The organism is Streptococcus mitis (assembly GCF_000722755.1).
GTDB lineage: Bacteria > Bacillota > Bacilli > Lactobacillales > Streptococcaceae > Streptococcus > Streptococcus mitis_CM.
This window is the reverse complement of sequence record NZ_JPFY01000010.1, coordinates 15,151-40,685: the sequence shown is the minus strand read 5'-3', so window position 1 is coordinate 40,685 and position 25,535 is coordinate 15,151. Positions and strand designations below refer to the sequence as shown.

Genomic DNA, 25,535 nt, shown 5'->3' with positions numbered 1-25,535 from the left:
TTATTTATATTGTTTTAAATCTAAATTTTCCGCTTCATCAGCCAATCGAATGGCTGATGCAATTTCAACTGCCATCTTGTGACTGGCTACGTCATGCACGCGCACCACTTCTACACCCTGTCTTGCAGCGATACTGGTTACATGAGCCGAAGCCGTATCTCGATTGCGGAAACCAAGTTCTGTCTCAGGATTGACTTCAAAACCATTTTCTTCAAGAATATTGATGACAAACCGCTTACGCGACACTCCAAGAAAGATTGGATAGCCCTTCTGATGTAGTTTATCCAAATCCCGTAAAAGAAGCAAATTTTCTTTCTTGGTCAGACCAAAGCCAATTCCTAGATCCAACAGGATATTTTCTTGTGCAATTCCAGCTTGATTTGCTCTCGCTAGTGCACGTTCAAAGAAAGTCTCCATCAAGTCTTCGATTGGCAATTTTTCAAAGTTAGCTAACTCTTCCTCTGTAAAAGCTTGTCCAAAACCAAAATGAGGAAAGATGAGCGAGCTAGGATGCTGAGGTCGAGCAATAACTGGATTAAACATGATGACCACTTTCGCACCAGCCTTAGCAACCACCTCCGCCATTTTCTCATCACCCATAAGACCAGTGATATCATTAACTAGATTGGCACCAGCAGCCAAAGCAGCTTCTGCTACCTGACTCTTCCAAGTATCAATAGAGATGAGGACATCACTTTCCTTGCGAATCGCTTTAATCACTGGAACAACACGCTGGATTTCCTCTTCTATCTCAACATAGCTATAGCTACTTCCCGGCCGAGTCGATTCTCCGCCGATATCTAGCATACTAGCCCCTTCTGCTATCAATTTACGAGCCTGCTGGAGTGCCTGCTCAAGAGCAAAAAATTGACCACCATCCGAAAAGGAATCTGGGGTTACATTGATAATTCCGCAAATAGCTGTCTTTGCATGATTTACTTTAGTTGACATATCGGTCACTCCCTCAAGGCTTTTCACCATATTATTTCTCTATTTTACCATAAAAAGAAAAAGATGGACACTATTGCATTCATCTTTTTTCCCAATAGAAACAAGTAAGCAATTGTCAAAAATCTTAAACAGAAATCCCTAATGTCCGACTCATGATCACCACAAGAGCCAACAAACAGAAAGCAACCCCATTCACAATCATGTGAAGCAAGATAGACATTTCCAAACGTTGGGTCTTGTAAGCCGTCCAAGACAGAACGATCGACATACCTCCATAAATCAATAAAGAAGGTAAATTACTTGGTTGATGCAATAAAGCAAACACAACCGTACCGACTACAAATCCCAAGTTCTCTTTTCCTCGGAAAATCTTTTTAGGAACAATCCCACGGCACAAGATTTCCTCACAAATTGGAGCAAGCAAGGCTAGCAAGAAGAAGCTAGAAATCAAAGAACTATTTTGAACCATATCGTTAATCTGAGACTGGTTAGCTGTTGTCGTCTCATTTGACAGTTGTAACAAGATAGAACCAAGTATATTTGAACCGATAATAACTAAATAACTTAATCCCAAGCGTGCCAAATCCTTAGCTCTGAAAAAAGAAAAATTAAAACTTGCTAATTGCGTTTTACGAGCTCCAATAATAAATAGCCCTAAAACCACAATCGAAATACCAGCAACTATCAGTCCTGACTGTAACAGTGGTACTGCATTTAAAGTTAAAATAGCAGTAACCCCTATAGGAATCTGATATAAAATTGTCGCCAGAAAAAAGATTAACAGCCAACCTGCACGATTCAATAATTCTTTCCACATATTTTTCTCTTTCATCACCTATCTCCTTTGTATTAAAAAAGGGGGAAAATCCCCCTGGGTTATCCTATTATAAAGCCATGCTGATGTAGTTAAGGATAAACAAGGCATCCAAAATCCAAATCATGACATGAACATCTTTAGCTTGACCTTTAACAAGCTTAGTCAAAGTGTAAGTCAAGAAACCAACTGCAATCCCTTGAGTGATAGAGTAGCTGAATCCCATAAAGATAGATGTGAAGAAGGCAGGAACCGCTTCAGCCATATCATCCCAATGGATATTTTTCAAGCTAGCCAACATCATAATCCCAACGATAATCAAGATTGGAGCTGTAGCGGCTGTTGGTACAATCGCTAGAAGTGGGCTAAAGAAGCTTGAAATTGCAAAACAGATTGCCACAACCAAGGCTGTCAAACCTGTACGTCCACCTGCACCAATACCAGCAGCAGACTCAACATAAGTCGTTACGTTTGAAGTACCAGCGATGGCACCAATTGAAGTACCAATCAAGTCTGAATAAAGAGCCTTGTCCAACTTAGCTGATTGATGATTTTCACCGTTTGTTGCTACGATACCAACTTTTTCACCCGTACCGATCAAGGTACCAATTGTGTCAAAAATATCTGTCAACGAGAAGGCAAGAATGGCCATAAGAGTTTCAGGTAAGCGAGCTGTATCTGAAATCAAAGCTCCCAAACCTTCTGAACCAAGAGCTGCACCAAAGACTTTCTTCAAGTCTTCAAAGGCTGCACCAACATGGTTATTAGCAAAATCGATACTAGACAAATCTACCAAACCAACTGCAATAGCAAGAACAGTTGTTGTCAAGATAGAGAGAATAATTCCCCCTTTAATTCCTTTGATAACAAAGAAAATAGTAATGGCAAGTCCTGCAAGAGCCACCAAAACAGCTGGATTATTAAAGCTGACCAATCCTGGAACTGCTGAAGAGTTTGCTGCAATCGTTGCTTGAGCTTTGTCTGCCCCTTCTCCTACAACAGTATAGTTGCCTGGATCAATCGTAAATTTCAAAAGTCCAGCATTCTTAATTCCTACGTAGGCAAGGAAGACACCGATACCAGCTGAAATAGCTGAGCGAAGAGCATTTGGAATCGATTCAATGATCATTTTACGAACATTTGTCAAGGTAATAATCAATGAGATAATCCCACAGATGAAGACCATAGCTAGGGCTTGTTGCCAAGAATAACCGAGTCCAAATACGACTGTAAATGTAAAGAAGGCGTTAAGACCCATACCTGGCGCTTGGGCATAAGGTAAGTTAGCATAGAAGGCCATCATCAAGGTACCTGCTACTGCACCAATGATCGTCGCTAGGAAGACACCTTGAGCAGGCATTCCTGTTTGCGAAAGAATTTGTGGGTTTACAAAGAGAATATAACTCATTGCAAAGAAGGTTGTTAAACCAGCGAGAACCTCTGTACGAACGTCTGTACCGTTCTCTTTTAGTTTAAATAATTTGTCCATTATTAATCTCCTTTTAATTTTTACGAACAATAATAGAATTATATCATTTATCATTCACTTTTTCAATATCTTTGTTTGATTTATTTAAGAAATTGATCCAATTTCATTTTTTGTTTGGAATCTGCTTTTCTGCCTGCTTTCTGTTATAATAGTAGACATCTTATCTGAAAAGACACTAGAAAGGTCCCTATGACGAAAAAAATTATTGCAGTTGACCTAGATGGAACCCTACTCAACTCAGACAGTCAAATTTCTGACTTTACCAAAAAAACCATCAAAAAAATTACTGAAAAAGGCCATCAGGTTATTATTACGACAGGTCGCCCTTACCGTATGTCAAAAGATTTTTACCGTGAACTGGGCTTAAACACTCCTATGATTAATTTCAACGGCTCCCTTACTCATTTACCAGACCAAGTTTGGAACTTTGAAAAGTGTTTGACGGTGGACAAAAAATATCTGCTAGACATGGTTCAACGTTCAGAGAACATTCTAGCCGATTTTATCGCTGGAGAATATCGTAAAAAATTCTACATTACAAATCCTAATGAAGAAATTGCTAATCCCAAACTATTTGGTGTAGAAGCTTTCCAGCCTGAAAATCTATTCCAGCCTGAGTTGGTAACCAAGGATCCTAACTGCATTCTGTTGCAGACTAGAGCCAGTGACAAATATGCCTTGGCAAAAGAAATGAACGCCTTCTACCAGCATCAACTGTCTATCAATACCTGGGGAGGTCCGCTCAATATCCTTGAGTGTACACCCAAAGGAGTCAATAAGGCCTTTGCTTTGGACTACTTGCTCAAGGTAATGAACCGCGACAAAAAAGATTTGATTGCTTTTGGAGATGAACACAATGATACCGAAATGCTCGCTTTTGCTGGGAAGGGCTATGCCATGAAAAATGCCAACCCAGAGCTACTCCCCTATGCGGATGAGCAAATCGCCCTGACCAATGACCAAGACGGGGTTGCCAAAACCCTGCAAGACTTATTCTTATAGTCCATACTGACCAGCTTGCGAGCTGGTCTTTGTGCTCTTTTCACAGTCTCATCAACCAGTTAATCGATTATTCTACTTTTTGCATCCAAAACCTTGGAAAAGACTTTCTTTTGTGATATACTTCACATATAAATACAAGAGAGCTCGTCATACTCGACTCTGTTGACACAAAATCAATCCAGTCCTGTTTCTCCTGCTCTCAGTTAATATCAAGGAGGATAGCTATGAAAGCTGTTGTTGTAAATCCAGAAAGCACTGGTGTTGCTATTGAGGAAAAAGTACTCCGTCCACTTGAAACTGGGGAAGCACTTGTAGAAATTGAATACTGCGGTGTTTGCCACACTGACCTCCACGTTGCCCATGGTGACTTTGGTCAAGTACCAGGACGTGTCCTAGGTCACGAAGGTGTTGGTATCGTTAAAGAAATTGCCCCAGATGTAAAAAGCCTTAAAGTCGGCGACCGCGTCAGCGTTGCTTGGTTCTTTGAAGGATGTGGCACTTGCGAATACTGTACTACTGGCCGCGAAACCCTTTGCCGTACAGTGAAAAATGCCGGCTACTCAGTAGATGGTGGTATGGCTGAACAATGTATCGTAACTGCAGACTATGCTGTTAAAGTTCCTGACGGACTTGATCCAGCCCAAGCTTCTTCGATCACATGTGCTGGTGTAACAACCTATAAAGCTATTAAAGAAGCCAAAGTTGAACCAGGCCAATGGGTTGTTCTTTACGGTGCTGGTGGACTTGGTAACCTAGCTGTTCAATACGCTAAAAAAGTATTCAATGCTCATGTCATCGCAGTTGATATCAACAGTGACAAACTTGCCCTTGCAAAAGAAGTAGGTGCTGACATTGTTATTAACGGACTCGAAGTTGAAGATGTACCTGGATTCATCAAGGAAAAAACTGATGGTGGAGCTCATTCAGCTGTCGTAACTGCTGTGTCTAAAGTTGCCTTCAACCAGGCTGTTGACTCCGTTCGTGCTGGTGGTCGCGTAGTCGCTGTTGGTCTTCCTTCTGAAATGATGGAACTCAGCATCGTCAAAACCGTTCTAGATGGAATCCAAGTCATCGGTTCTCTTGTTGGAACTCGTAAAGACTTGGAAGAAGCCTTCCAATTCGGTGCAGAAGGTTTAGTAGTTCCAGTTGTTCAAAAACGTCCAGTAGAAGATGCTGTAGCCATTTTCGACGAAATGGAAAAAGGTCAAATCCAAGGACGTATGGTACTCGACTTCACCCACTAATCTAATAAAAACCTATTTTAAAAGTTGGAATGCGCTTCCAACTTTTTTATATTAAATTTTAATATCAAAAATTACTATGTCTTCTCGAAACCTTATTATATCAATATCATTAAATACACTATTTAAATGTTTTCTTGAATATTTTATATCAAATAGTTGCTTTTTATATGAAAACGGTTTATACTTATCTAGTCTTAAAGTTTTCTTAAACGAAAACTAAAACAAAAAAGGAGGAATGACAATAATGAGTATCGGAATCATTATTGCGAGCCACGGCGAATTTGCTGCTGGTATTCATCAGTCAGGATCTATGATCTTTGGTGAACAAGAAAAGGTTCAAGTTGTAACCTTTATGCCAAATGAAGGTCCTGATGATTTATACGCTAAGTTTAATAACGCTGTTGCTGCATTTGACGCAGAAGATGAGGTTCTAGTTTTGGCTGACCTTTGGAGTGGATCTCCATTTAACCAAGCTAGTCGCGTGATGGGAGAAAATCCTGAGCGTAAGTTTGCCATCATCACAGGACTTAACTTACCGATGTTAATCCAAGCCTATACAGAGCGCCTCATGGACGCTACAGCAGGTGTGGAAAAAGTCGCTGCGAATATTATCAAAGAAGCCAAAGATGGCATCAAAGCTCTTCCAGAAGAGTTAAATCCAGTTGAAGAAGTTGCAAGTGCTGCAGCTGCTCCTGTAGCCCAAGCTGCTATACCAGAAGGCACTGTTATCGGAGATGGAAAACTCAAGATTAACCTTGCCCGTCTAGACACTCGTTTACTTCACGGTCAGGTTGCAACTGCTTGGACTCCAGATTCAAAAGCAGACCGTATCATCGTTGCTTCAGACAACGTTGCCAACGACGACCTTCGTAAAGAATTGATTAAACAAGCGGCTCCAAATAATGTCAGAGCCAATGTGGTTCCAATTCAAAAATTGATCGAGGTTTCAAAAGACCCACGCTTTGGAGAAACACATGCCCTTATCTTGTTTGAAACACCTCAAGATGCCCTTCGTGCCATCGAAGGTGGCGTGCCAATCAAGACCCTTAACGTAGGATCAATGGCTCACTCAACAGGTAAAACAATGGTCAACAACGTTTTGTCTATGGACAAAGATGACGTTGCTACATTTGAAAAAATGCGTGACCTCGGTGTTGAATTTGACGTACGTAAAGTACCAAATGACACCAAAAAAGATTTGTTTGACTTGATTAACAAAGCCAACGTTCAATAATAGACATTAAACTATAGAAGAATTCTAAGAAAATTTTTCACTTTATTATCATTAAATAGAAAAGGAATAAAACCATGTCAGATATTTCAATTATTTCTGCTGTCTTGGTTGTAGTTGTTGCCTTCCTTGCAGGTCTTGAAGGTATCCTCGACCAATTCCAATTCCATCAACCAATCGTCGCATGTACGCTTATCGGACTTGCAACTGGTAACCTCGAAGCAGGGGTTATGCTTGGTGGATCACTTCAAATGATCGCCCTTGGTTGGGCAAATATCGGAGCTGCCGTAGCTCCTGACGCTGCCCTTGCATCTGTTGCCGCAGCAATCATCTTAATCAAAGGTGGTAACTTTACTACTGAAGGTATCGCCGTTGCAACAGCAACAGCTATCCCTCTTGCCGTAGCTGGACTTTTCTTGACTATGATTGTTCGTACAATCTCAGTTGGTTTGGTTCACACTGCAGATGCTGCTGCTAAAGAAGGAAATATTGCGGCTGTTGAACGTGCTCACTTTATCGCACTTCTTCTTCAAGGTCTTCGTATCGCTATCCCTGCAGCCTTCCTTATCGCTATCCCTGCTTCTGCCGTTCAAGATGCTCTTAAATTGATGCCAGACTGGTTGAACGGTGGTATGGCTGTCGGTGGTGCTATGGTCGTTGCCGTTGGTTACGCTATGGTTATCAACATGATGGCAACTCGTGAAGTATGGCCATTCTTCGCAATCGGTTTTGCTTTTGCTGCCATTTCTCAATTGACTTTGATTGCCCTTGGTGTAGTCGGTGTTGCCCTTGCCTTCATCTACCTTAACCTTTCAAAACAAGGTGGTAACGGTGGCGGCGGAGCTGCGACTTCTAACGACCCAATCGGTGATATCCTAGAAGACTACTAGAAAGGGGAACAATCATGACTGAAAAACTTCAATTATCAAAATCAGATCGTAAAAAAGTTTGGTGGCGTTCACAATTCCTTCAAGGTTCTTGGAACTACGAGCGTATGCAAAACTTGGGTTGGGCTTATTCGTTGATCCCAGCTATCAAAAAATTGTACACTACTAAAGAAGACCAAGCTGCTGCTCTTGAGCGTCACCTTGAGTTCTTCAACACTCACCCATACGTAGCTGCTCCAATCATGGGGGTTACTCTTGCACTTGAAGAAGAACGTGCTAACGGTGTTGAAATCGACGACGCTGCTATCCAAGGGGTTAAAATCGGTATGATGGGACCTCTTGCTGGTATCGGTGACCCAGTATTCTGGTTTACAGTTCGTCCTATCCTTGGAGCTCTTGGTGCATCACTTGCTGCATCTGGTAACTTGGTTGGTCCACTTCTCTTCTTCTTCGGATGGAATGCGATCCGTATGGCCTTCCTATGGTACACACAAGAGTTTGGTTACAAAGCTGGATCTGAAATCACTAAAGACATGTCTGGTGGTATCTTGAAAGACATCACTAAAGGAGCTTCTATCCTTGGTATGTTCATCCTTGCTGTTCTTGTACAACGTTGGGTATCGATCAACTTCACTGTTAACCTTCCAGGTAAACAATTGGCTGAAGGTGCCTACATCAACTTCCCAGAAGGAGCTGTATCAGGTGCTGAATTGAAAGGTATCCTTGGACAAGCACTTGGTGGATTGAGCCTAGATAAGATTCAACCACAAACCCTTCAAGGTCAGTTGAATTCATTGATTCCAGGATTGATGGGACTTCTCCTTACTTTCCTTTGCATGTGGTTGCTTAAGAAAAAAGTATCACCAATCTCAATCATCCTTGCACTCTTTGCAGTAGGTATCGCAGCTCGTTTCTTCGGTATCATGTAATCTTGGTGAGAATGTACAAACAAAAAAAGAATCAGGTTTATCACCTGATTCTTTTGGCTCTTTGTCAAATAGTGTTGATGAAGAACCTAATGAAAAAAGAATCCAACAAAAATTGGACTACCTGTCTCCGGTTGAATACCGAAGACGGTAGCCCTAGGGTGTTTTTATTAAATTCTCACTTTTTGGGGTCAGTCCCTAAGCCTGATAGTAATTTTTTGTTCATACTATTCCCCTTTAGTCATTTACTACTTTAAGTTGCATTGCTTTAGCTACTTCTTCTGCCTTTGATCCCTTAGGTGTATGGATTTCTACATCTGGGTTACAGTTATCCACAAAATAGAAGTATTCTGTAATTTCTGTTACACTTGCTGGAATTGTAATAGATTTAATTGATGATGTCCCCCAAAATACTAATGTTCCAATACTCTTTGTTCCTTCTGGGAATACAACTGATTCTAATGAACTATCAGAGTTGAAAACATCATCTTCTACTGTTTCTATTGACTTACCAAAGTGGACATACTTTAACTTATTGTCAATCGTAAACGCACCTTTTCCAATATATCGTACTGTATCTGGTAAAACGATTGCCTCACAATGTTTCAAGTTCGCAAGACCACGTTCTCCAATTGCGATAACAGGTTTACCTTTAATTTCCTTTGGTACACGAACAACCTTATCGTCAGAAGTACAACTATAGATGACATAACCTTCTTCCCATAAATATACGCATGTTAATATATTAATATATTTAAGGATTTATAACTATAGTTCCTTAATTTTCCCAGTAAAAAAACGAAAGGCACCACAAGTTATTTATGTGTTTTCTTTAAACGATTCATGTACTTCTGTCGCAACTTCTCACCCGCCTTTAATTGCGGTTGCGATAGATTGAGGACCTAAATATGCATCCCCTGTTATTAGTTCATTTCTATTGTATTCTGATGTTGACCGAAAGTCAAATTTTTACCTTTCATCTAGAACACTAAAGTCTACTTTTGTTCAATTGCTGCAACGACAAGGTCACATGGAATAATATGTTCACTACCTGCCACTTCATGCGTTGATCTTCTTCCACTTTCATCTGATTCACCAAGTTCCATTGTAATAACCTTTACACCAGTTACTTTCCCACTCTCATCACGCAATACTTCTTTAATATTCTCTAAGAAATGGAATGTAACACCTTCATTGTGTGCATCTTTGATTTGTAGTGTAGCTTCTAGTATATTGTTCATATGGTCATCATTCTTTTGTTTTAGGTTTCAGCGCTTTTAATATAATGGATGTTGGCCTTTTTGTATACACTAAAATAGGGTTGGTGGAAAATTTCCATCAACCCTAAAAATTATAGAACCACACAAAACCCTGACCAGAGATGGCCAGGGTTTTGTATTTCAAAAATTATTCTGTAAATTCTATAGTTACTTTTACTTCAGAATCCATTGAAGAAAATATTGTTTTATAATAATTGATTGCAGATTCTTTAATTTCACTCTTAAATTTATCTAAATACTCTGCTTGTTTATCACTAGAAAGTTGGTTAGCGACCAATTTCCCAGTATCAATATCTTCTGTAGTTCCACTTAATAACTCTCCATGACTATCATATAAATCATAAGGATTATCTTTTGAAAGTTCAACACCAATTACTTCCAATTTTGGAACAATAACCTTATATTCTTTTTCGCTTATTTGTTCAACCTTTACACTACTTTTAATTCCAAATTTAGCTTTATAATTTAAAATTACTAATGCTGCTTTTTTAGAGAACGGCACATCAAACCCAAAAACTTGAGTTGTTTTTGTTTCAGAAATAATTTCATTAATTCCCGCATTCAAAAATACAACTTCATTCACTTTTTCAATACTTTCGATATTAATTGACGATTTGACTTCTGATTTATGTTCCTTAGGTAAGAAAAATAGCACTCCAATAGCTATAATAGCTATTAATACCACATTCAATAGTACACTAAACATATTAACTTTCTTCTTTAATATAGACAAGATAAAAAAACCTCACTTTAAATAATCTATCTAAATTTTACACATTCTAAAGAAAATAGTCAATATTTTTTCGTACTATCTTCTAAAATTAATTGTGCCTATTAAAAATGAAATTAGTTTGTTGCATTTGATTATATTTTTTGAACACCAAATCCATTTAAAATTGAGTGCTATTTTGAGCACTAAAAAAGGGCTCTTTGTCAAATAGTGTTGATGAAGAAATTTAGGAAGGGATTAAGCAACTAATTGTTGCTTAATTCCTTTTTGTTTTGGGCCAAACATTTTTGTTATTAAAATAATCCTATTTCTAAAATGGTAATAGTTTCTAAAGCCGTAGGCATTTCTTTTAAGCACTTTTATTTTATTGTTTATTCCTTCAATAGGGCCATTTGTTCTAGTTGGATACTCACAAGTATTTTGAATATATGGCAAGTAAGTCATAAGAGTCTTTAATACTCTTTTTAAACCAGGAGATAGGTCTAATTGCGTAGCTGCTTCAATCGTTTCCTTGAATTCTATATAATCTCTATCCTGTATACATTCACGAAGTGAATGTACAACCTCATAATCATTTTTAAGAGATGGATTTTTTTCTAAGATATAATCTACGATTCCTTTACTTGTTATGAAGCTTTCAAAAAGCTTATAACGATTATATTTATAGTTCTGAAGTTCATTAGAGTTCTTTAAAATTAACTTCCAATAATGTTTTAACTTTCGATATAATTTAGAGTCTTTATAGCGATGCTTATTCATGACACGTACCCGAGTTCGATTTAATTCTCTATTTAAGGCTTGTACGATATGAAAAGGATCAATGATAATTTTAGCGTTAGGAAACATTTCTTTTATTAATTGAATGTACGGTAAGTACATGTCGATGGAGATAGTTTTTACCTTTAATCTAGTCTTAGGCTCAAAACGATGAAAATACTTTTTCAAGCTGTAAGATTTTCTATCTCGTACAACATCGACCAGCTTGTGTGTAGTGCTATCACAAATAATGAAGCTCATATTACTATCGGAAGATTTGACGGATTTAAATTCATCAAAACACAAATGCTCAGGTAAATCGTGTAATGGTTTAATCTTTAGTAAACGTGTTGTATCATCTATGATACGTCTTACCGTATGAACTGAAACATTTGTTTCTTTTGCAATATAGGTTTCAGATACTGTTTCACTTATTTTTGATTTAATTTCGTTTTTTAAGCGTTTAGAGATATGACAGTGTTTTTCTACGATTCGACTAGTGTCTGCGGTAAATGAAGAGCCGCATTCTCTACAGAGAAATCTCTGCTTGCGTAGATTTAAGTAGGCCGCTAGGCCTGAAACAGAACAGAGAGTGATACGAGATGTTTTCGTGCCGTTTTTAACGATATTATTATTTCGGCTAACACACCCACAAACGGTACAAAATTCTGGTTTATGCGTATAAGTAGCTGCATAAAATAAAGATTTTCTCTTTTTAAATATCTTCTCTTGAACTTTATTATCCCAAATAATGTTTTTATCTTTGATTTGTAGTGTAGCTTCTAGTATATTGTTCATATGGTCATCATCCTTTTGTTTTAGGTTTCAGCGCTTTTAATATAATGGATGTTGGCCTTTTTGTATACACTAAAATAGGGTTGGTGGAAAATTTCCATCAACCCTAAAAATTATAGAACCGTTCTTTTTATATCTCATTTATTCAGCCAAGGCACCCATTGGATCCCATGGTGCAAGGACGATTGGTTCTGCTTCATAGGCAGCTTGTTCTTCTGCTGTTAGTAATTCCTTACGAACAACAATTTGGTAAGTGTACTCGTCCATCCAAGCATCTGAAGCAACAAAGTAACCATCTGTACCGACCTTGTCTCCCCATGAGTTTTCAACTTTCCACTTGATTGTTTTGCCATTTTCATCCAAATCAACACCTGTCAAGACCATGGCGTGGGTCATCAAGCTTTCGCTGTAGTCCAAACGTCCAGCCTTGTCTTGAGTGAGTTGAATGTCCATGCTTGATTCAAAGTCATAAACATCTGTCGCAAGGATTCCCGCTTTACGGTTGCTGAGCTGGCCGACATCAGAACCAAACCAAACAGTCTCTCCTGCTTGCATTTGAGCAATCGCCAATTCTTTCAAGCGTTCCATAGGTACGTTGATATAGCGAACTGCACGGCTACCAACGACATTTCCCAACATCTCAACTGTGTATGATTTGCCATATGATTTATCAGCAGTTGGAGCATTGATCACAGAAACGTAGTCTTCTAATGGAAGGTCGACATATTTCTTGTAAAACTCTTGTGGAGTGATACCTTTTTCGCTTTGGTAGTTATTGTCTTTATCACGATAAGCAAAGTCAAATTTACGTGGTGGGAGACCTAGTGACATTGCAAGGAAGTTAAAGATTTCTTGCAAGAGGTCTTCTTTCTTAGCCTGAACAGTTGCTTGATCAGCACCTGAAGTCAAGAGGTCACGTAAGATTTGAGCATCTTGACGAAGTAATTTATTAAGAATGGCATTAAGCTCACGGCTGCTACTAGATGAAACAGATTCAGGATAGACTGATTTAGGTACGACACCATATTTCTCAAAGAGAGAAACGACCATATCCCACTGACCACCGTCTTGTTGTGGTGTTTGGAGTAGAAATTTAACCTTGCGGCTCGTCAAGTCTTGGTCTGCAGTCGCAATGACTTGCTCCAAGAACCAGTTTGATTTCTCATACTTGTCCCAGAAGAAAGTATGAGCTTGTGACAACTCAAAGTTTTCTAGTTTGTATTGCGAGATGAGCTTGTGGCGGAAAGTGTTAAGGGCTGCAAACATCCAGCAACGACCAGACGCTTTCTGGTTGGTTACCTTGTCCTTGGTCAAATCCAATGAGAAAACAGGTGTATTGTCTACATGGCTTTGGCGACGTTCCAGAGCTGCAAAAATTCCGTTGTGGCTAGCAGCATTTTCAATCGCTTGGTATTTGACATTTGCTTCATAGTTGGCAAATAGTTTATCAGTAAATGATTCTTGAATCGCGTTCATAGATTCCTCCTTTTATTCTACAGTCTATTATAACTCTTTTCACAAAGGAAGCAACTGAAAAACATAAAAGGCAAGGACATTGTCCCTCCCCTTTTTCGAATATAAACCAAATTAAGCAATACTCGCAAGAAGATTTTCCAATTCCTCCTTGGTCAAACGACGCCATTCTCCTCTTTGTAAATTCTCATCCAAAACTAAAGTTCCCATAGTCAAACGCTGTAGGTCCACTACTTCCTTGCCACAGTAAGCCACCATACGCTTGACCTGATGAAATTTCCCTTCTGCAATGGTCACACGGATTTGGCTTTGATTCTTTTCTGTATCTACAGACACAAGCTCCAGTCTAGCGGGCTGACAGGTAAAGTCTTTGAGCGGAATACCCTTGGCAAATGTCTCCACATCTTCTTGAGTCATAATTCCCTTAACCTGAGCCAGATAAGTCTTGTCCACATGACGCTTAGGTGAAAGAAGAGTATGGGCAAGCTTGCCATCATTAGTCAAGAGCAAAAGACCATGCGTGTAAATATCCAAGCGCCCTACTGGGAAAACTTCCTTGCTCCGCGCCAAGTCATCCAATAAATCCAGAACGGTTCTGTGCTTGGGATCCTCAGTCGCTGAAATAACACCTTTGGGCTTGTTCATCATGTAATAAACAAACTCCTCGTACTCCAGCACTTGACCATCAAAGCGAATCTCATCTCTTTCTTCATCAATCTGCAATTTAGCTGATTTTTCTTTTTTACCATTTACCGTCACTCGCCCAGCCTTGAGCAAGTTTTTGACCTCAGTCCGACTCCCCACAGCGCAGGCAACTAAAAATTTATCTAATCTCATAGAATCATTATACCATATCAAAAGGAGGCCGTCTCAATAACCAACCTCCTTTTCGTTTCATACTCTTCAAAAATCTCTTTAAACCGCGTCAACGTCACCTTGCCGTAGGTATATGTTACTGACTTCGTCAGTTCTATCTGCAACCTCAAAACAGTGTTTTGAGCAACCTGCGGCTAGTTTTCTAGTTTGCTCTTTGATTTTCATTGAGTATCAGATTTAAGAAATTAACTCCCTCGTCTCCAGAAAATCGCTAAGACAATCATGGAACCCAGTACTGCCGGAATAATGGCAGTTCCTGCTATTATCGGTCCCCAAGTCCCAAAAAGCAAGTGGCCTATAAAGGCACCAATCCAGCCTAGAAACATTTTTCCAAAACATCCCATGTGTTCTCCACGATTGGTCAGGGTACCTGCTAAAAATCCCACAAGGAGACCAACGAACATACTTCCTAACATATTATCTCCTTAATTTGCCCAGTCTCCCTTACGGAAGAGAGGTACACGTGTTCCATCCTCACGGATACCATCGATATCCATTTGGTTAGAACCAATCATAAAGTCTACGTGAACATCTGAACGGTTGAGACCTGCAGCTTCAAGTTCTTCTTCGCTCATATCTGCGCCACCAACGACGCTAGTCGCATAGGCTGCACCGATAGCCAAGTGATTTGACGCATTTTCATCGAAAAGGGTGTTAAAGAAGGTAATGCCTGACTGAGAAATTGGACTTGGATCTGGTACCAAGGCACATTCACCCAAGGCACGCGCACCCGCATTTTCAAAGACAAGGTCTTTCATGACTTGATCGCCTTTTTCTGCAGTGATATCCACAATTTGTCCATCCTTAAAGGTCACCTTAATACCTTCGATGATATTTCCGTTATAGCTAAGCGGTTTTGTAGAAGTGACATAACCATCTGCGCGACGGAAATCAGGCGCTGTGAAGACTTCCTCTGTAGGCATATTTGGCAAGAATCCTTCGCCCTGTGCATTGATAGCACCAGCTGATTCCCAAACATGGTTTTTCGGCAAACCAAGTGTCAAATCTGTTCCTGGCGCTGTGTAGTGAAGGGCTGAAAATTGCTCTTTATTAAGCATATCTGCCTTGCTCTTGAGGATAGCTGCATGCTCTTCCCAAGCCTTAACAGGATCTTCTTCATAGACACGGCAAGTTTTGAAGATTTGGTCCCAAAGGAGATCAACTGCTTCTTCGTCGCTCGTAGCATTTGGGAAAACTTTCTTAGCCCACTCAAGTCCAGCAGCGGCGGCTACAGTCCAGCTAACCTTGTTGGATTGAGTTGCGATACGCATTGGCTTCATGGCAAGTCCCATGGCTTTAGCAGAAGCCGAAAGCTTGTCAGCATCCACTCCATTCAAGGCACCCGGATCAGATGAACGAACTCCAAGACGACTAGCCTTGTTCTCCAAAAGATAGTTCATCTCAGCAATCTTATATTCAGGCACATTGTCCAGACGCTCCATCGGCGCGTGGAGGAATTTCTCACGATTAATGACATCATCTGTCCACTGAATGATGACCTCGTGCGCACCCAAGGCATAAGCTTCCTTTACGATTAGATGCGCCAACTCGCGTTGCTCCACATCAATAGAGAGGGCCAAAGTATGTCCAGGTTGCACGTTAATTCCGTTCGCAACCAACAATTTCGCATATTTTTCTAGATTTTCTTTAAAATTTGGTAAAACCATTCTGTTTTCTCTTTTCTATTTTTATTTCAAATCTTTGAGCATATTTGTCTTACTCAAAATTCTTCCCTTACTAGTATATCACATATATTGGTATTTTAAAAAACAAGCTTACTGAAGCTTGTTTTAATTAGCTATTACAAAAATTGTGTACATATCTTTCGACTTCTTTTTCCATAGATTGAATCTCACAAATATCCCATCTATTGTTTTCAGAAGTTATCTTTGCCATCATCTGTAATTTTAAACTCTGACGATGGAATATCCCTTCTCTTTCCCATTGCTCTAATTTAGCCTCTGGATAGGAGTTGCCAAACCTGGAGTTCTGACTATCGGTAATGATACAAAGATTCCCAAAGGAATGTAAAAATTCAGCAGGTAATTGGCTCTCTCCATCATGTCCATTTGGATTCTGAGGATACCAATGTTCTATGGAGCGACGATAAGCAAATTTAAAATTCTCAAATAACTTAATATCGTAATCTTTCTTCAATTCTTCACGATTTTGCCATAAAACATAATCTACAAAGTTAAAAGCATAAACGGGAATTGCCCCATATTTTTTGATAGTTTTATCTTCGGTAAACAATCTTTCCTCAGCATATCTCACTGCCATTTTTTCAAGAAAATCCTTAAACTGACTAGCAAATTCTGTTTGATTTAACTCTTCAATATGGTTAAACAAGAATTGCAAGATTTCATATAACCAACGACTATCACGATTGGCAGTAAAGGTCACAGCAAACATGGATTGGAGGAGGATAATGTTTTTGTTTAAATTGTCAAAAGTATTTTTTTGAAAATTAATTCGAACATATCCTTGATATGTCTCATACTGACCTCGTTTGATTTGCCATTCGGTTTCATTTTCGAGTTGGACACTTTTTACAATAAACGTATCAAATATATGCTTCATAGTCAGAAGTAGATTCCCAAATTGTTGAACCCATTCTCTATCTCGTCGTTCAATTTCAAAAATTTTCAATAATTTTTTATCATCAAATGTAGTTTCATCATTTCCTTCCATGATGAAAAAAACTTGAAGTAAAAATGTTGGAAAATCAATTACAGTCGTATAATTTGAAATATCTGCTCCATTATTTACTAAGCTACTACTTTCATATTTTGTCTGAGTAATTGCATCTAGTAAACTTCGTTGCTCAATTTTTTTTACTCTTATTTTCTCAAATACACTTTCCAATTTGAAGTTAGTAGATTCTTTACCAAAAATTTTCTCCCCCTCTTCATCAGTATTGTTTGGTCTACTTCGGATTTGAAAAGCTTTCATTACCGGCTTATCAAACTCTGCACAGGCATCCCAGATTCTCGCAAATTTTTGCGCCATTTCTTGGTCTGTACCAAACTTAGCCATCATTTGTGCTTTAAGAATTTCATGAGCCTCCAGTTGCTCTCCTCGAGAGTTGAAACGTTCGAAATATAAATTCAAATCTAAATCATTGGGAAGGATACTACGAAAAATAATGACATTATCAAATAGATAATTAAAGAAAGATTCAGATTCAAATCGCCGCTCCTCTAGCATTTTTTTCAATGCGTCATAAGCATGTCTATAACCTCTAGTCAGCTCATTTTCATCGTCCTCTGAAATTTCTTGCTTGGCAAATAGATCTTTAATATTCTTATTTGATTTCTTCCTAGCTGGGAAGTTAAGATTAACAGCTTTCAATCTATCAAAACCAAACTCATGCTTCAAAGCTAAGGCAATCAAATTAAGGGCTGTTGTCCGTTGTTGCCCATCTATGATTTTGAAAATGTCATTCTCTTTATTAACGACTAATGTTCCAATATAGTAGTAATTGTCTCTATTATAGTAATTGTCTCTATTTTCTTGAAAAGCATCTGCTACGTCATTCAATAACTGCTCAATTTCATCATAAGTCCATGCAAAATTTCTCTGATAAAGAGGAATAGCATAGGTATCTTCATTTAACAAACGATTCACTGATAAGCTTATATGTGTTTCTACCATTTACCTTTTTCCTCTTCTATAATCTTGTCCACAGTATAATTTTCAAATAGCTCTCTATCTATCTTAATCATGAAATCATTCGGAGTGACAGCATGAGATAAAAGTTGAAATAGCTTTTGAGCCTCTTTTTGTCTAAAACTTCCACCAGCAGCGTATTTCCCTACCGTTGCATCATATATTGCTTTAGACTTAACTCTAGGGTAGTAAGACCAAATAAACAAGGTCTCTACTATCTCCTTTGATAGCTCATCTTTTCCAAATCTATCTGCAAAAAGCGAGCAAATATTTAGGAATATATTGTGACACTTGAGATAGCGTCCTTTGGAGCTATTGTAAATGTTTAACATACCTTCTGGGTAAGCTAGATTTTTTTCTTCTCCCTCTGACTCATTGGAGACTCGTAACTTTTCATTTAAAAAATCTTTATGCTCTTTAATAGTTTCATGAGCAGATTCAATATACTCAAAAAATTTACTTCCATCAATGATTGGCATAGTAATGGACATGGGGAGATTTTCAATATGACGATACAATTCTAGATATGGAAAGTTCTGATTCAAATCAACGCCTTTAAAATCGTCAATAAAGTCCTCTGTAAAACGGAGATAAGATCCATAACGTTTGTTTGTTAATCCTGTCTCTCCTCGAGACCAACGTCTCATACGGAAAAGATGTTTATCAAACAACTCTTTGAGACTCAAATCTTTATCTTCTACAAATTGCTCCCATTTTTCAACAATTTTTTCATCTTCTGAATCTTGCTTGCGAAGATGATAGGCTTTAAGCAAATCATGAGGTTCTAAAGATTTCCCACGATTATTCTGAGAATCAAATAGCTGAAAGGCCTCTGATAATCGTTCCTGTGGCATAGTAATCACGGAGACAGAACAATTTTCCAATAAAAAATTGCAAATATCTTTTGCCTGATTTTCGCCAACCAATTGAGTCAAATTTTCCCACTCATTATAATTTTCACTCGCATGATAGCAAGATAGCTCCCCAAATACAGCAGCACTTAGCAGTTGCTTAGCACCCTTATAATTCTCTAAATCATCTAATAAATGAAGAAACAAGGAAATTGAAATTAGCCGTTGCTGTCCATCGACAATATCTAAGTATTTTTCCTTTTCATGCAAGATTTCATGCAAGATAACGGAACCAATCTGATATTCCTTTTTTCCCATAGCATCTCGTAAATCATAAAAAAGATTACGGATATGTTTTCTGTTCCATTTATATGGTCTTTGATAAGAAGGAATCCGCAAATTCTCTTCTTTCAATAGTTCTCCAACCTTTTTAGAAGTAAATTGAATAGTCATTTTATCCTCATCTATTATATTTATCTAGCATTTCTTGAACTGTTTGCTTCATATCCTCCACTAAAATCCGAGGAGACAAAACAGTAACTGCTTCCCCTTGCCCCAACAACCAGCGTTTAAGCCCCGGTGTATGCTGACTCTCAAACTTAAAATGAGTCCAGTCGCCATTTTTCCCAACTGTTTTTGCATTTGGAAATTGATCCATCACAATCGTCGGATCGTACAAATACTCGATTTCAATACTGATTTTCTTCCCGATAAAAGCATCTACTCTCTCGTTACGAATGTCGCCATCTCTAAATTTATCTCGATAAGAAATAGAGGGTTTCTCTATATCACTAAGAGACCATGACTCGATACGGTCTACTCTTAAAGTAATATAAGTAGCATGTTTCAACTGGTAGACAACTAGATAGAAATAATGACTATCATAATAAAGAGAGACTGGCAAAACAGTCTGCCTCTTAGAAGATTCAGAATAAGGTTTTTGATAAATAATATCTAGAACCTGTTCATGCAAAATAGCTTCTGATAAATTCCAAATTTTCTCTATTCTATTTTGTTGATCCGTTAAGGGAGCATAGTTCAGCTTTTCGCTGCCAATGATCTGCTCGATTTCTTTCCGATCATCACGGGGAACTAAGACCAGTAAATTATGTAGTAAGCTAGCAATTTCTGGTCTATTCAGTGCTCGATTTTCCAATAAAATCTTTGAAATAACGAGAATATCCTTTTTATTAAAAACTGACTTACTTGCTAAACAATACTTATTCGTTTTACGGTTATAAAGTAAATCTCCACTATAACTGGTGTGACTAGATAAAATATCACGGAGTAGCGAAAAATCTCTCTGTATCGTCTTTTCACTAACCTCAAATTCCTGAGCCAGTTGCTTTTTTCCTAACGGAGTCCCAAACTGTAAACGTAAAAAAATCGTTAGCAGTCTCTCTTGATCATTCATTTCCAGTCCTTCTACATATTATTCAAACAATACTATTTCTAGTACATTATTATCACTTCTATAGTCTAACTAGCACTTTATATTCAAAACGATTAAAGCAAAATAAACTAGCCCTTAGATGATTTCAACTGTACCACTATGCCAGATTCGAAGAACTCAACTACGGATTCAGGCATATTTTTTAAGTCTTCGGGTAAGCAGTCTGAATATACAATGAAGAGTTTGTTTCTTTTCTTACTCTCTTTGAATCGCTGCATCCAGTATTCCTGTACCCTTTGATCAGCCTCTCCCAAAAATTGAACTCCATCCAGAAAAATCAAATCATACTCTGTATACCCCATTTGCAGTTTCATCCATTGACTATGTTTAGAAAAAATCAAATTATCTCTCACTCGATAATATGCAAGTGATGCTATTGGAGTAACAGGTTTTATTTTAGTTAACGTATAATAAAACAAATGCCATCTATCAGTCTCTGAAATACCGCAAATGTAAATACATTGAGAATCTTCTTTTAAGTCTATTTGTGGGAATCCGGTCCAATCATTCCCATCATCTTTCAAGCCTTTTTCAAAATTATAAATTTCCTCTTCAATTGACACATTAGAATTTAAAATTTCTTGATTCACCATATTATACTCTCTTTTCTATTATTTTTAAGAGAATTATAACAAATCAAGTGGACATATTTTGTCCACTTGATCAAAATAAGCAATTTTTTAAAACAACTCATCAAACAAACTCAACTGGTTATCCTCTGGCATATTGCCCAGAATCCCCATTTCATCCATCTTTTCAACCAAGGTTGATGAGAGCCCACCACGCTTGCGTAGTTCTGTTTTAGAGAGGAATTCTCCCTCTTCACGCGCTCGCACCAACTGCTTAGCAACGTTCTCTCCCAGACCATCCATAGCGACAAATGGTGGAATCAGTGTATCTCCGTCAATGATGAATTCAGTCGCATCACTACGGTAGAGGTCTAACTTCCCAAACTTGAAACCACGTTCCCACATTTCATTGACAATCTCAAGAGTTGTATAGAGGTCAATCTCCACATTAGAGGCCTCATTGTTCTTCCGTTTTTCAGAGATTTCTTCCATTCTACGTTTGATAGCATCCAAGCCCGCTCCCATGGTCTTGATATCAAAAGCCTTAGCACGGATTGAGAAGTAAGCACAGTAGTAATAAATGGGATGGTGAACCTTGAAGTAAGCTACACGCAAGGCCATCATAACGTAGGCTGCCGCATGGGCTTTAGGGAACATGTACTTAATTTTCCCACAGGACTCGATATACCACTCTGGCACCTTATTGGCCTTCATAGCTTCGATATAGCCATTTCTCTCTTCTTCAGAAATCTTGAGCCACAAGCCCTTACGTACCCGTTCCATGATGGTAAAGGCCATCTTAGGTTCAAGACCAGCATGCATGAGGTAAACCATGATGTCGTCCCGACAACCAATAACGGTTGATAGGTCAGCAATCCCTTGCTTAATCAAATCTTGGGCATTGCCCAGCCAAACGTCGGTACCGTGAGACAACCCTGACAACTGAAGCAATTCTGCAAAAGTCGTCGGATGCGTTTCATCTACCATGCCTCGGACAAAGTTGGTTCCAAACTCTGGAATCCCCAGCATGCCTGTCGGAGTTCCGATTTGTTCAGGAGTCACACCTAGCACATCAGTCCCAGAAAAGAGGGCCATTACACCTTCGTCATCCATAGGAATTTCATTAGGGTCAATACCAGACAAGTCCTGAAGTTTCCGAATCATGGTCGGATCATCATGTCCCAGTACATCAAGTTTGAGGACGTTCTCGTCGATATCATGGAAGTTAAAGTGAGTGGTCTGCCATTCAGCCGTCACGTCATCTGCTGGATACTGGACAGGCGTAAAGTCGTAAACATCCATATAGTTAGGAATAACAACAATTCCTCCCGGATGTTGTCCTGTTGTCCGCTTGACACCAGCTGCACCTTGAGCAAGGCGTTCCACCTCTGCATCACGATAAAACTTGCCATAATCCCGCTCGTAACCCTTGACAAATCCATAAGCGGTCTTGGCAGCCACCGTACCAACCGTTCCTGCACGGAAGGCATATTCCTCACCAAAGATATCACGCACATCCAAATGGGCGCTAGGTTGATCTTCTCCCGAGAAGTTCAAGTCAATATCGGGAACCTTGTCCCCATCAAAACCAAGGAAGGTCTCGAAAGGAATATCCTGTCCGTTTTTGCTGAGTTTGTGACCACAGTTTGGACAGTCCTTATTGGGCATATCAAAACCTGAACCATAAGAACCATCTGTGATAAACTCACTGTACTGACACTGACCACAGACATAGTGAGGAGAGAGAGGATTGACCTCCGTAATCCCAATCATAGTCGCAACAAAACTAGATCCTACAGACCCACGAGAACCCACCAAATAGCCCCGTTCATTGGAACGTTGCACCAGCATCTGCGATGCCAGATAAATCACAGCAAATCCATTCCCCAGAATAGAAGTTAATTCTTTTTCAATCCGCAAATCAACGATATCTGGCAGCGGATTTCCATAAATCTCAAATGCCTTCTTATAGGTCAACTCGGCAACTGTTTCTTCAGCCTTTTCGATGAAAGGCGTATACAAGTCCCCCTTAACAACCTCAACAGGTTCAAATATATCTGCCAAGGCATTGGGATTTTCAATAACTAGTTTGCGTGCCAGTTCCTCTCCCAAGAAGGCAAATTCATCCAACATCTCATTGGTTGTTCGAAAATGAGCCTTTGGCAAAGGAGCTGGTTGGGCATGTTCTCCATGACCGATAGTTCTGTTAATCATAGCCCCTTGGCCCAAACTACGGACGATAATTTCACGATAAATTTCTTCTTCCGGTTCGATATAGTGGACATTTCCCGTAGCCAGAACAGGCTTACCAAGACGGTCTCCAACCTCTATCAAACTCTTGATAATGGTCTGGAGTTCCTCCATATCCTTGACCTGCTCCTTAGCAATCAATGGCGCATAGATAGCTGGTGGCATGACTTCGATAAAGTCATAATACTTGGCCACCTCAACCGCCGCATCCACACCTTGGGAAACGACTGCATCAAAAACTTCACCTTCAGAACAAGCTGAACCTAAAATCAAACCTTCCCGATGGGCATCTAGAACTGTTCTCGGAATCCGCGGCACTCCTTCAAAGTACTTAGTATTGGACAAAGAAACTAGCTTAAAGATATTTTTTAGACCTACCTGATTCTTGACATAAATAGTCGCATGCTTGATCCGAGCTTTTTTATAAGAATCTGGACTAATCAAATCAATGTTGAGCCTAGCTAGATCGGTCACACCATGTTTTTCTGCCACCTCTCTGATAAAGATAAAAAGCAGGCGACCTGTAGCTTCCGCATCGTAGTTAGCCATGTGGTGATGTTCCAAAGCCACACCAAAACGCTTGGTCAAAGGTCCCAAACCATGACGTTTATACTCAGGATAGAGATTTCTTGCGAATTCGAGCGTATCGATAACTGGCTGGCTAATTTTAGGCAGACCGTGACGCTCATAATTGGCATTCATAAAGCCAACGTCAAAGGTCGCATTGTGGGCAACTAAGACTGTATCCTTGCAAAATTCTTGGAATTCTTGCAAAACTTGTTCTAGTGGCTTGGCATTTTTGACATGGTCATCTGTAATTCCAGTCAACTCAGTAGTAAAAGCTGACAAGGGATGCCCAGGATTGATAAATTCATCAAATTCGGCAATAACATTCCCCTTGTACATCTTAGAGGCCGCAACCTGAATCAAGTCATTATAGATGGCTGATAGACCCGTCGTTTCCACGTCAAAGACCACGTAAGTAGCTTCTGATAAGTCCATCTCCACTTCGTTATAGACGATAGGGACACGGTCCTCCACGATATTGGCTTCCATCCCATAAATTAGCTGGATTCCTGCTTTCTTAGCCGCTTTATAGCCGTGTGGGAAGGATTGAACATTCCCGTGGTCAGTGATAGCAACTGCTTTGTGTCCCCACTTAGCAGCTGTCGCAACGATTTCTTCAACCTCTGGTAGAGCATCCATAGTCGACATGTTAGTATGAGCGTGAAACTCAACCCGACGCTCACCTTCTGGCATCAAATCCTTCCGCTCATAGTGAACAACTTCCTGCACATCCTGCACATTCATAGTCAAATCGCGCGTGAAGTTATTCATCTCCACATTCCCACGCACTCGGAGCCAAGAATTTTTCTTAATTAGATCAAACTTCTGGGCCTCTTCCTCATTCTTGACCCACTTTTGCATCGAAAAACTGGAAGTGTAGTCTGTCATTTTAAAGTTGATCAAAACACGCCCTGTTCTGGTCACTTTTTGCTCCACATCAAAAACAACCCCTTCAAAGACCAGACGATTTTCCTCCGTCGTCACTTCGATCATAGGAGTAATCTCCGCCTTATCCAGCTTGGGTTTAGCTGCAGCTTTTTTAGCTTGAAAATCAAAGGCTGGTTTCTCTTCTGCTGGAGGAGGTGCCATCTGTTCTAGTTGTTCCATAGCACGGAGCGCTTCCTCATTAGCAGCTTGAACAATCTGCTCATTTTCAGCATGAAAGGCCTCTTCCTGCTCCTGGGTCAGAACATCATTCTTCTCGATCTGACAATTAAAAGTTGGAAAGCCAAATTTTTCAAGTTGTTTAGCTAAATTAGGAAGATGATTTTTCTTAAAGTGTTCTTTATCAATCGACTCAGATCCTTCAATAAATAGCTGATTGCCCTCCGCACGAACTCGCAAATTCTGATAAAGGGACTTAAAACCTTGACTAGCACATGGCCCCTCAGAAAAAGCCTCTCTATAGTAGGACTGCAAGAGTTGATTTGAAAATTCTTGAGACAGAGTCTTGATTTCGAAAACAGCTTTATTGCCTGTCTTAGAAAATTCTTCGCTCAAACCTTTCTTTAATTCTAAAAAGATTTCAATCGGTAAAATATTAGAAAATACGAAATGAAACTCCCATACCTTACTAATTTTATGAACCACAACTCGCTCAATATCGGCCTGTGCTAAAGCAGGAGCCTGTCTCATTTCAGTAGATATCCCCAATTGATTCATCAAAATTTCAAAACTATTTGACATTCATTTTCCTCACATTATTCTCCTACTATTTTACCA

21 protein-coding genes are annotated in these 25,535 nt (G+C 39.3%); 5 read left to right on the top strand and 16 right to left on the bottom strand.

The genetic code is table 11. The features are described from left to right. The 3 genes from folP to SK578_RS01355 all read right to left on the bottom strand — a co-directional run bounded on the left by folP (position 1) and on the right by SK578_RS01355 (position 3,254). Entirely contained in the window at positions 1–981 is a 981-nt protein-coding gene (gene folP / locus SK578_RS01365) for a dihydropteroate synthase (RefSeq protein ID WP_000240976.1), read from the bottom strand. Positions 982–1,075: 94 nt separating this feature from the next. Next, the gene (locus SK578_RS01360) at positions 1,076–1,783 is read right to left on the bottom strand and encodes a CPBP family intramembrane glutamic endopeptidase (RefSeq protein ID WP_042749989.1); all 708 of its coding nucleotides are present in this window, start codon (positions 1,781–1,783) and stop codon (positions 1,076–1,078) included. Positions 1,784–1,835: 52 nt separating this feature from the next. After that, on the bottom strand, positions 1,836–3,254 hold the full coding sequence (locus SK578_RS01355) for an NCS2 family permease (RefSeq protein WP_042749988.1): 1,419 nt from the start codon (positions 3,252–3,254) through the stop codon (positions 1,836–1,838). Positions 3,255–3,443: 189 nt separating this feature from the next. Between SK578_RS01355 and SK578_RS01350 the strand changes: the two genes are divergently transcribed. The 5 genes from SK578_RS01350 to SK578_RS01330 all read left to right on the top strand — a co-directional run bounded on the left by SK578_RS01350 (position 3,444) and on the right by SK578_RS01330 (position 8,547). Further along, entirely contained in the window at positions 3,444–4,256 is an 813-nt protein-coding gene (locus tag SK578_RS01350) for a Cof-type HAD-IIB family hydrolase (protein ID WP_042749986.1), read from the top strand. Between the two features lie 224 nt (positions 4,257–4,480). Beyond that, positions 4,481–5,500: an alcohol dehydrogenase AdhP gene (gene adhP, locus SK578_RS01345; RefSeq protein ID WP_042749984.1), complete on the top strand. Its 1,020-nt coding sequence runs from the start codon at positions 4,481–4,483 to the stop codon at positions 5,498–5,500. A gap of 244 nt (positions 5,501–5,744) precedes the next feature. After that, a complete protein-coding gene (locus SK578_RS01340) occupies positions 5,745–6,734 on the top strand; it encodes a PTS sugar transporter subunit IIB (RefSeq protein ID WP_042749983.1) in 990 nt (329 codons plus the stop codon). A 74-nt stretch (positions 6,735–6,808) separates the two neighbouring features. Then, positions 6,809–7,621 carry a PTS mannose/fructose/sorbose transporter subunit IIC gene (locus tag SK578_RS01335; RefSeq protein ID WP_001280328.1) on the top strand — a complete coding sequence of 271 codons (813 nt, stop codon included), beginning with the start codon at positions 6,809–6,811 and terminating at the stop codon, positions 7,619–7,621. 14 nt (positions 7,622–7,635) lie between these two features. After that, entirely contained in the window at positions 7,636–8,547 is a 912-nt protein-coding gene (locus SK578_RS01330) for a PTS system mannose/fructose/sorbose family transporter subunit IID (RefSeq protein WP_042749980.1), read from the top strand. A 234-nt stretch (positions 8,548–8,781) separates the two neighbouring features. Here the strand turns inward: SK578_RS01330 and SK578_RS01325 are convergent, their stop codons facing one another. From SK578_RS01325 to SK578_RS01260, 13 genes are all read right to left on the bottom strand, one after another. Continuing rightward, on the bottom strand, positions 8,782–9,177 hold the full coding sequence (locus tag SK578_RS01325) for a leucine-rich repeat domain-containing protein (protein ID WP_075230488.1): 396 nt from the start codon (positions 9,175–9,177) through the stop codon (positions 8,782–8,784). 362 nt (positions 9,178–9,539) lie between these two features. Beyond that, positions 9,540–9,785 (bottom strand): hypothetical protein, encoded by a 246-nt coding sequence (locus SK578_RS01320; RefSeq protein ID WP_004238875.1) that lies wholly within the window; start codon positions 9,783–9,785, stop codon positions 9,540–9,542. A 166-nt stretch (positions 9,786–9,951) separates the two neighbouring features. After that, on the bottom strand, positions 9,952–10,530 hold the full coding sequence (locus SK578_RS01315) for a DUF4230 domain-containing protein (protein ID WP_000493216.1): 579 nt from the start codon (positions 10,528–10,530) through the stop codon (positions 9,952–9,954). A gap of 261 nt (positions 10,531–10,791) precedes the next feature. Further along, positions 10,792–12,108 carry an ISL3 family transposase gene (locus SK578_RS01310; RefSeq protein WP_001059646.1) on the bottom strand — a complete coding sequence of 439 codons (1,317 nt, stop codon included), beginning with the start codon at positions 12,106–12,108 and terminating at the stop codon, positions 10,792–10,794. Between the two features lie 138 nt (positions 12,109–12,246). Continuing rightward, on the bottom strand, positions 12,247–13,581 hold the full coding sequence (gene pepC / locus SK578_RS01305; RefSeq protein ID WP_042749976.1) for an aminopeptidase C: 1,335 nt from the start codon (positions 13,579–13,581) through the stop codon (positions 12,247–12,249). 111 nt (positions 13,582–13,692) lie between these two features. Beyond that, positions 13,693–14,415, bottom strand: coding sequence for a pseudouridine synthase (locus tag SK578_RS01295; protein WP_042749973.1), 723 nt, complete (start codon positions 14,413–14,415; stop codon positions 13,693–13,695). Positions 14,416–14,639: 224 nt separating this feature from the next. Beyond that, entirely contained in the window at positions 14,640–14,870 is a 231-nt protein-coding gene (locus tag SK578_RS01290; protein WP_000901569.1) for a GlsB/YeaQ/YmgE family stress response membrane protein, read from the bottom strand. Positions 14,871–14,879: 9 nt separating this feature from the next. Then, entirely contained in the window at positions 14,880–16,121 is a 1,242-nt protein-coding gene (locus SK578_RS01285; protein WP_042749972.1) for an aminopeptidase, read from the bottom strand. Between the two features lie 127 nt (positions 16,122–16,248). Further along, positions 16,249–18,108 carry a DUF262 domain-containing protein gene (locus SK578_RS01280; protein ID WP_042749970.1) on the bottom strand — a complete coding sequence of 620 codons (1,860 nt, stop codon included), beginning with the start codon at positions 18,106–18,108 and terminating at the stop codon, positions 16,249–16,251. After that, entirely contained in the window at positions 18,102–19,427 is a 1,326-nt protein-coding gene (locus tag SK578_RS01275; protein WP_200872073.1) for a DUF262 domain-containing protein, read from the bottom strand. Before SK578_RS01275 ends, SK578_RS01280 begins: the two co-directional genes overlap by 7 nt. A 7-nt stretch (positions 19,428–19,434) precedes the next feature. Then, positions 19,435–20,388: a helix-turn-helix transcriptional regulator gene (locus tag SK578_RS01270; RefSeq protein ID WP_042749966.1), complete on the bottom strand. Its 954-nt coding sequence runs from the start codon at positions 20,386–20,388 to the stop codon at positions 19,435–19,437. A gap of 107 nt (positions 20,389–20,495) precedes the next feature. After that, the gene (locus tag SK578_RS01265) at positions 20,496–21,020 is read right to left on the bottom strand and encodes a DnaA ATPase domain-containing protein (RefSeq protein WP_033681186.1); all 525 of its coding nucleotides are present in this window, start codon (positions 21,018–21,020) and stop codon (positions 20,496–20,498) included. A gap of 87 nt (positions 21,021–21,107) precedes the next feature. Continuing rightward, entirely contained in the window at positions 21,108–25,499 is a 4,392-nt protein-coding gene (locus SK578_RS01260; protein ID WP_042749963.1) for a PolC-type DNA polymerase III, read from the bottom strand. Positions 25,500–25,535: the final 36 nt, after the last annotated feature.

Bases quoted from the DNA above. Each gene is read 5' to 3' on its own strand.
- SK578_RS01270 (WP_042749966.1), bottom strand. From the start codon at position 20,388: ATGAATGATCAAGAGAGACTGCTAACGATTTTTTTACGTTTACAGTTT.
- pepC (WP_042749976.1), bottom strand. From the start codon at position 13,581: ATGAACGCGATTCAAGAATCATTTACTGATAAACTATTTGCCAACTAT.
- SK578_RS01335 (WP_001280328.1), top strand. From the start codon at position 6,809: ATGTCAGATATTTCAATTATTTCTGCTGTCTTGGTTGTAGTTGTTGCC.
- SK578_RS01280 (WP_042749970.1), bottom strand. From the start codon at position 18,108: ATGGTAGAAACACATATAAGCTTATCAGTGAATCGTTTGTTAAATGAA.
- SK578_RS01285 (WP_042749972.1), bottom strand. From the start codon at position 16,121: ATGGTTTTACCAAATTTTAAAGAAAATCTAGAAAAATATGCGAAATTG.
- SK578_RS01350 (WP_042749986.1), top strand. From the start codon at position 3,444: ATGACGAAAAAAATTATTGCAGTTGACCTAGATGGAACCCTACTCAAC.
- SK578_RS01320 (WP_004238875.1), bottom strand. From the start codon at position 9,785: ATGAACAATATACTAGAAGCTACACTACAAATCAAAGATGCACACAAT.
- SK578_RS01330 (WP_042749980.1), top strand. From the start codon at position 7,636: ATGACTGAAAAACTTCAATTATCAAAATCAGATCGTAAAAAAGTTTGG.
- SK578_RS01310 (WP_001059646.1), bottom strand. From the start codon at position 12,108: ATGAACAATATACTAGAAGCTACACTACAAATCAAAGATAAAAACATT.
- SK578_RS01360 (WP_042749989.1), bottom strand. From the start codon at position 1,783: ATGAAAGAGAAAAATATGTGGAAAGAATTATTGAATCGTGCAGGTTGG.
- SK578_RS01340 (WP_042749983.1), top strand. From the start codon at position 5,745: ATGAGTATCGGAATCATTATTGCGAGCCACGGCGAATTTGCTGCTGGT.
- SK578_RS01265 (WP_033681186.1), bottom strand. From the start codon at position 21,020: ATGGTGAATCAAGAAATTTTAAATTCTAATGTGTCAATTGAAGAGGAA.
- SK578_RS01295 (WP_042749973.1), bottom strand. From the start codon at position 14,415: ATGAGATTAGATAAATTTTTAGTTGCCTGCGCTGTGGGGAGTCGGACT.
- adhP (WP_042749984.1), top strand. From the start codon at position 4,481: ATGAAAGCTGTTGTTGTAAATCCAGAAAGCACTGGTGTTGCTATTGAG.
- SK578_RS01290 (WP_000901569.1), bottom strand. From the start codon at position 14,870: ATGTTAGGAAGTATGTTCGTTGGTCTCCTTGTGGGATTTTTAGCAGGT.
- SK578_RS01275 (WP_200872073.1), bottom strand. From the start codon at position 19,427: ATGACTATTCAATTTACTTCTAAAAAGGTTGGAGAACTATTGAAAGAA.
- SK578_RS01355 (WP_042749988.1), bottom strand. From the start codon at position 3,254: ATGGACAAATTATTTAAACTAAAAGAGAACGGTACAGACGTTCGTACA.
- SK578_RS01315 (WP_000493216.1), bottom strand. From the start codon at position 10,530: ATGTTTAGTGTACTATTGAATGTGGTATTAATAGCTATTATAGCTATT.
- SK578_RS01260 (WP_042749963.1), bottom strand. From the start codon at position 25,499: ATGTCAAATAGTTTTGAAATTTTGATGAATCAATTGGGGATATCTACT.
- folP (WP_000240976.1), bottom strand. From the start codon at position 981: ATGGTGAAAAGCCTTGAGGGAGTGACCGATATGTCAACTAAAGTAAAT.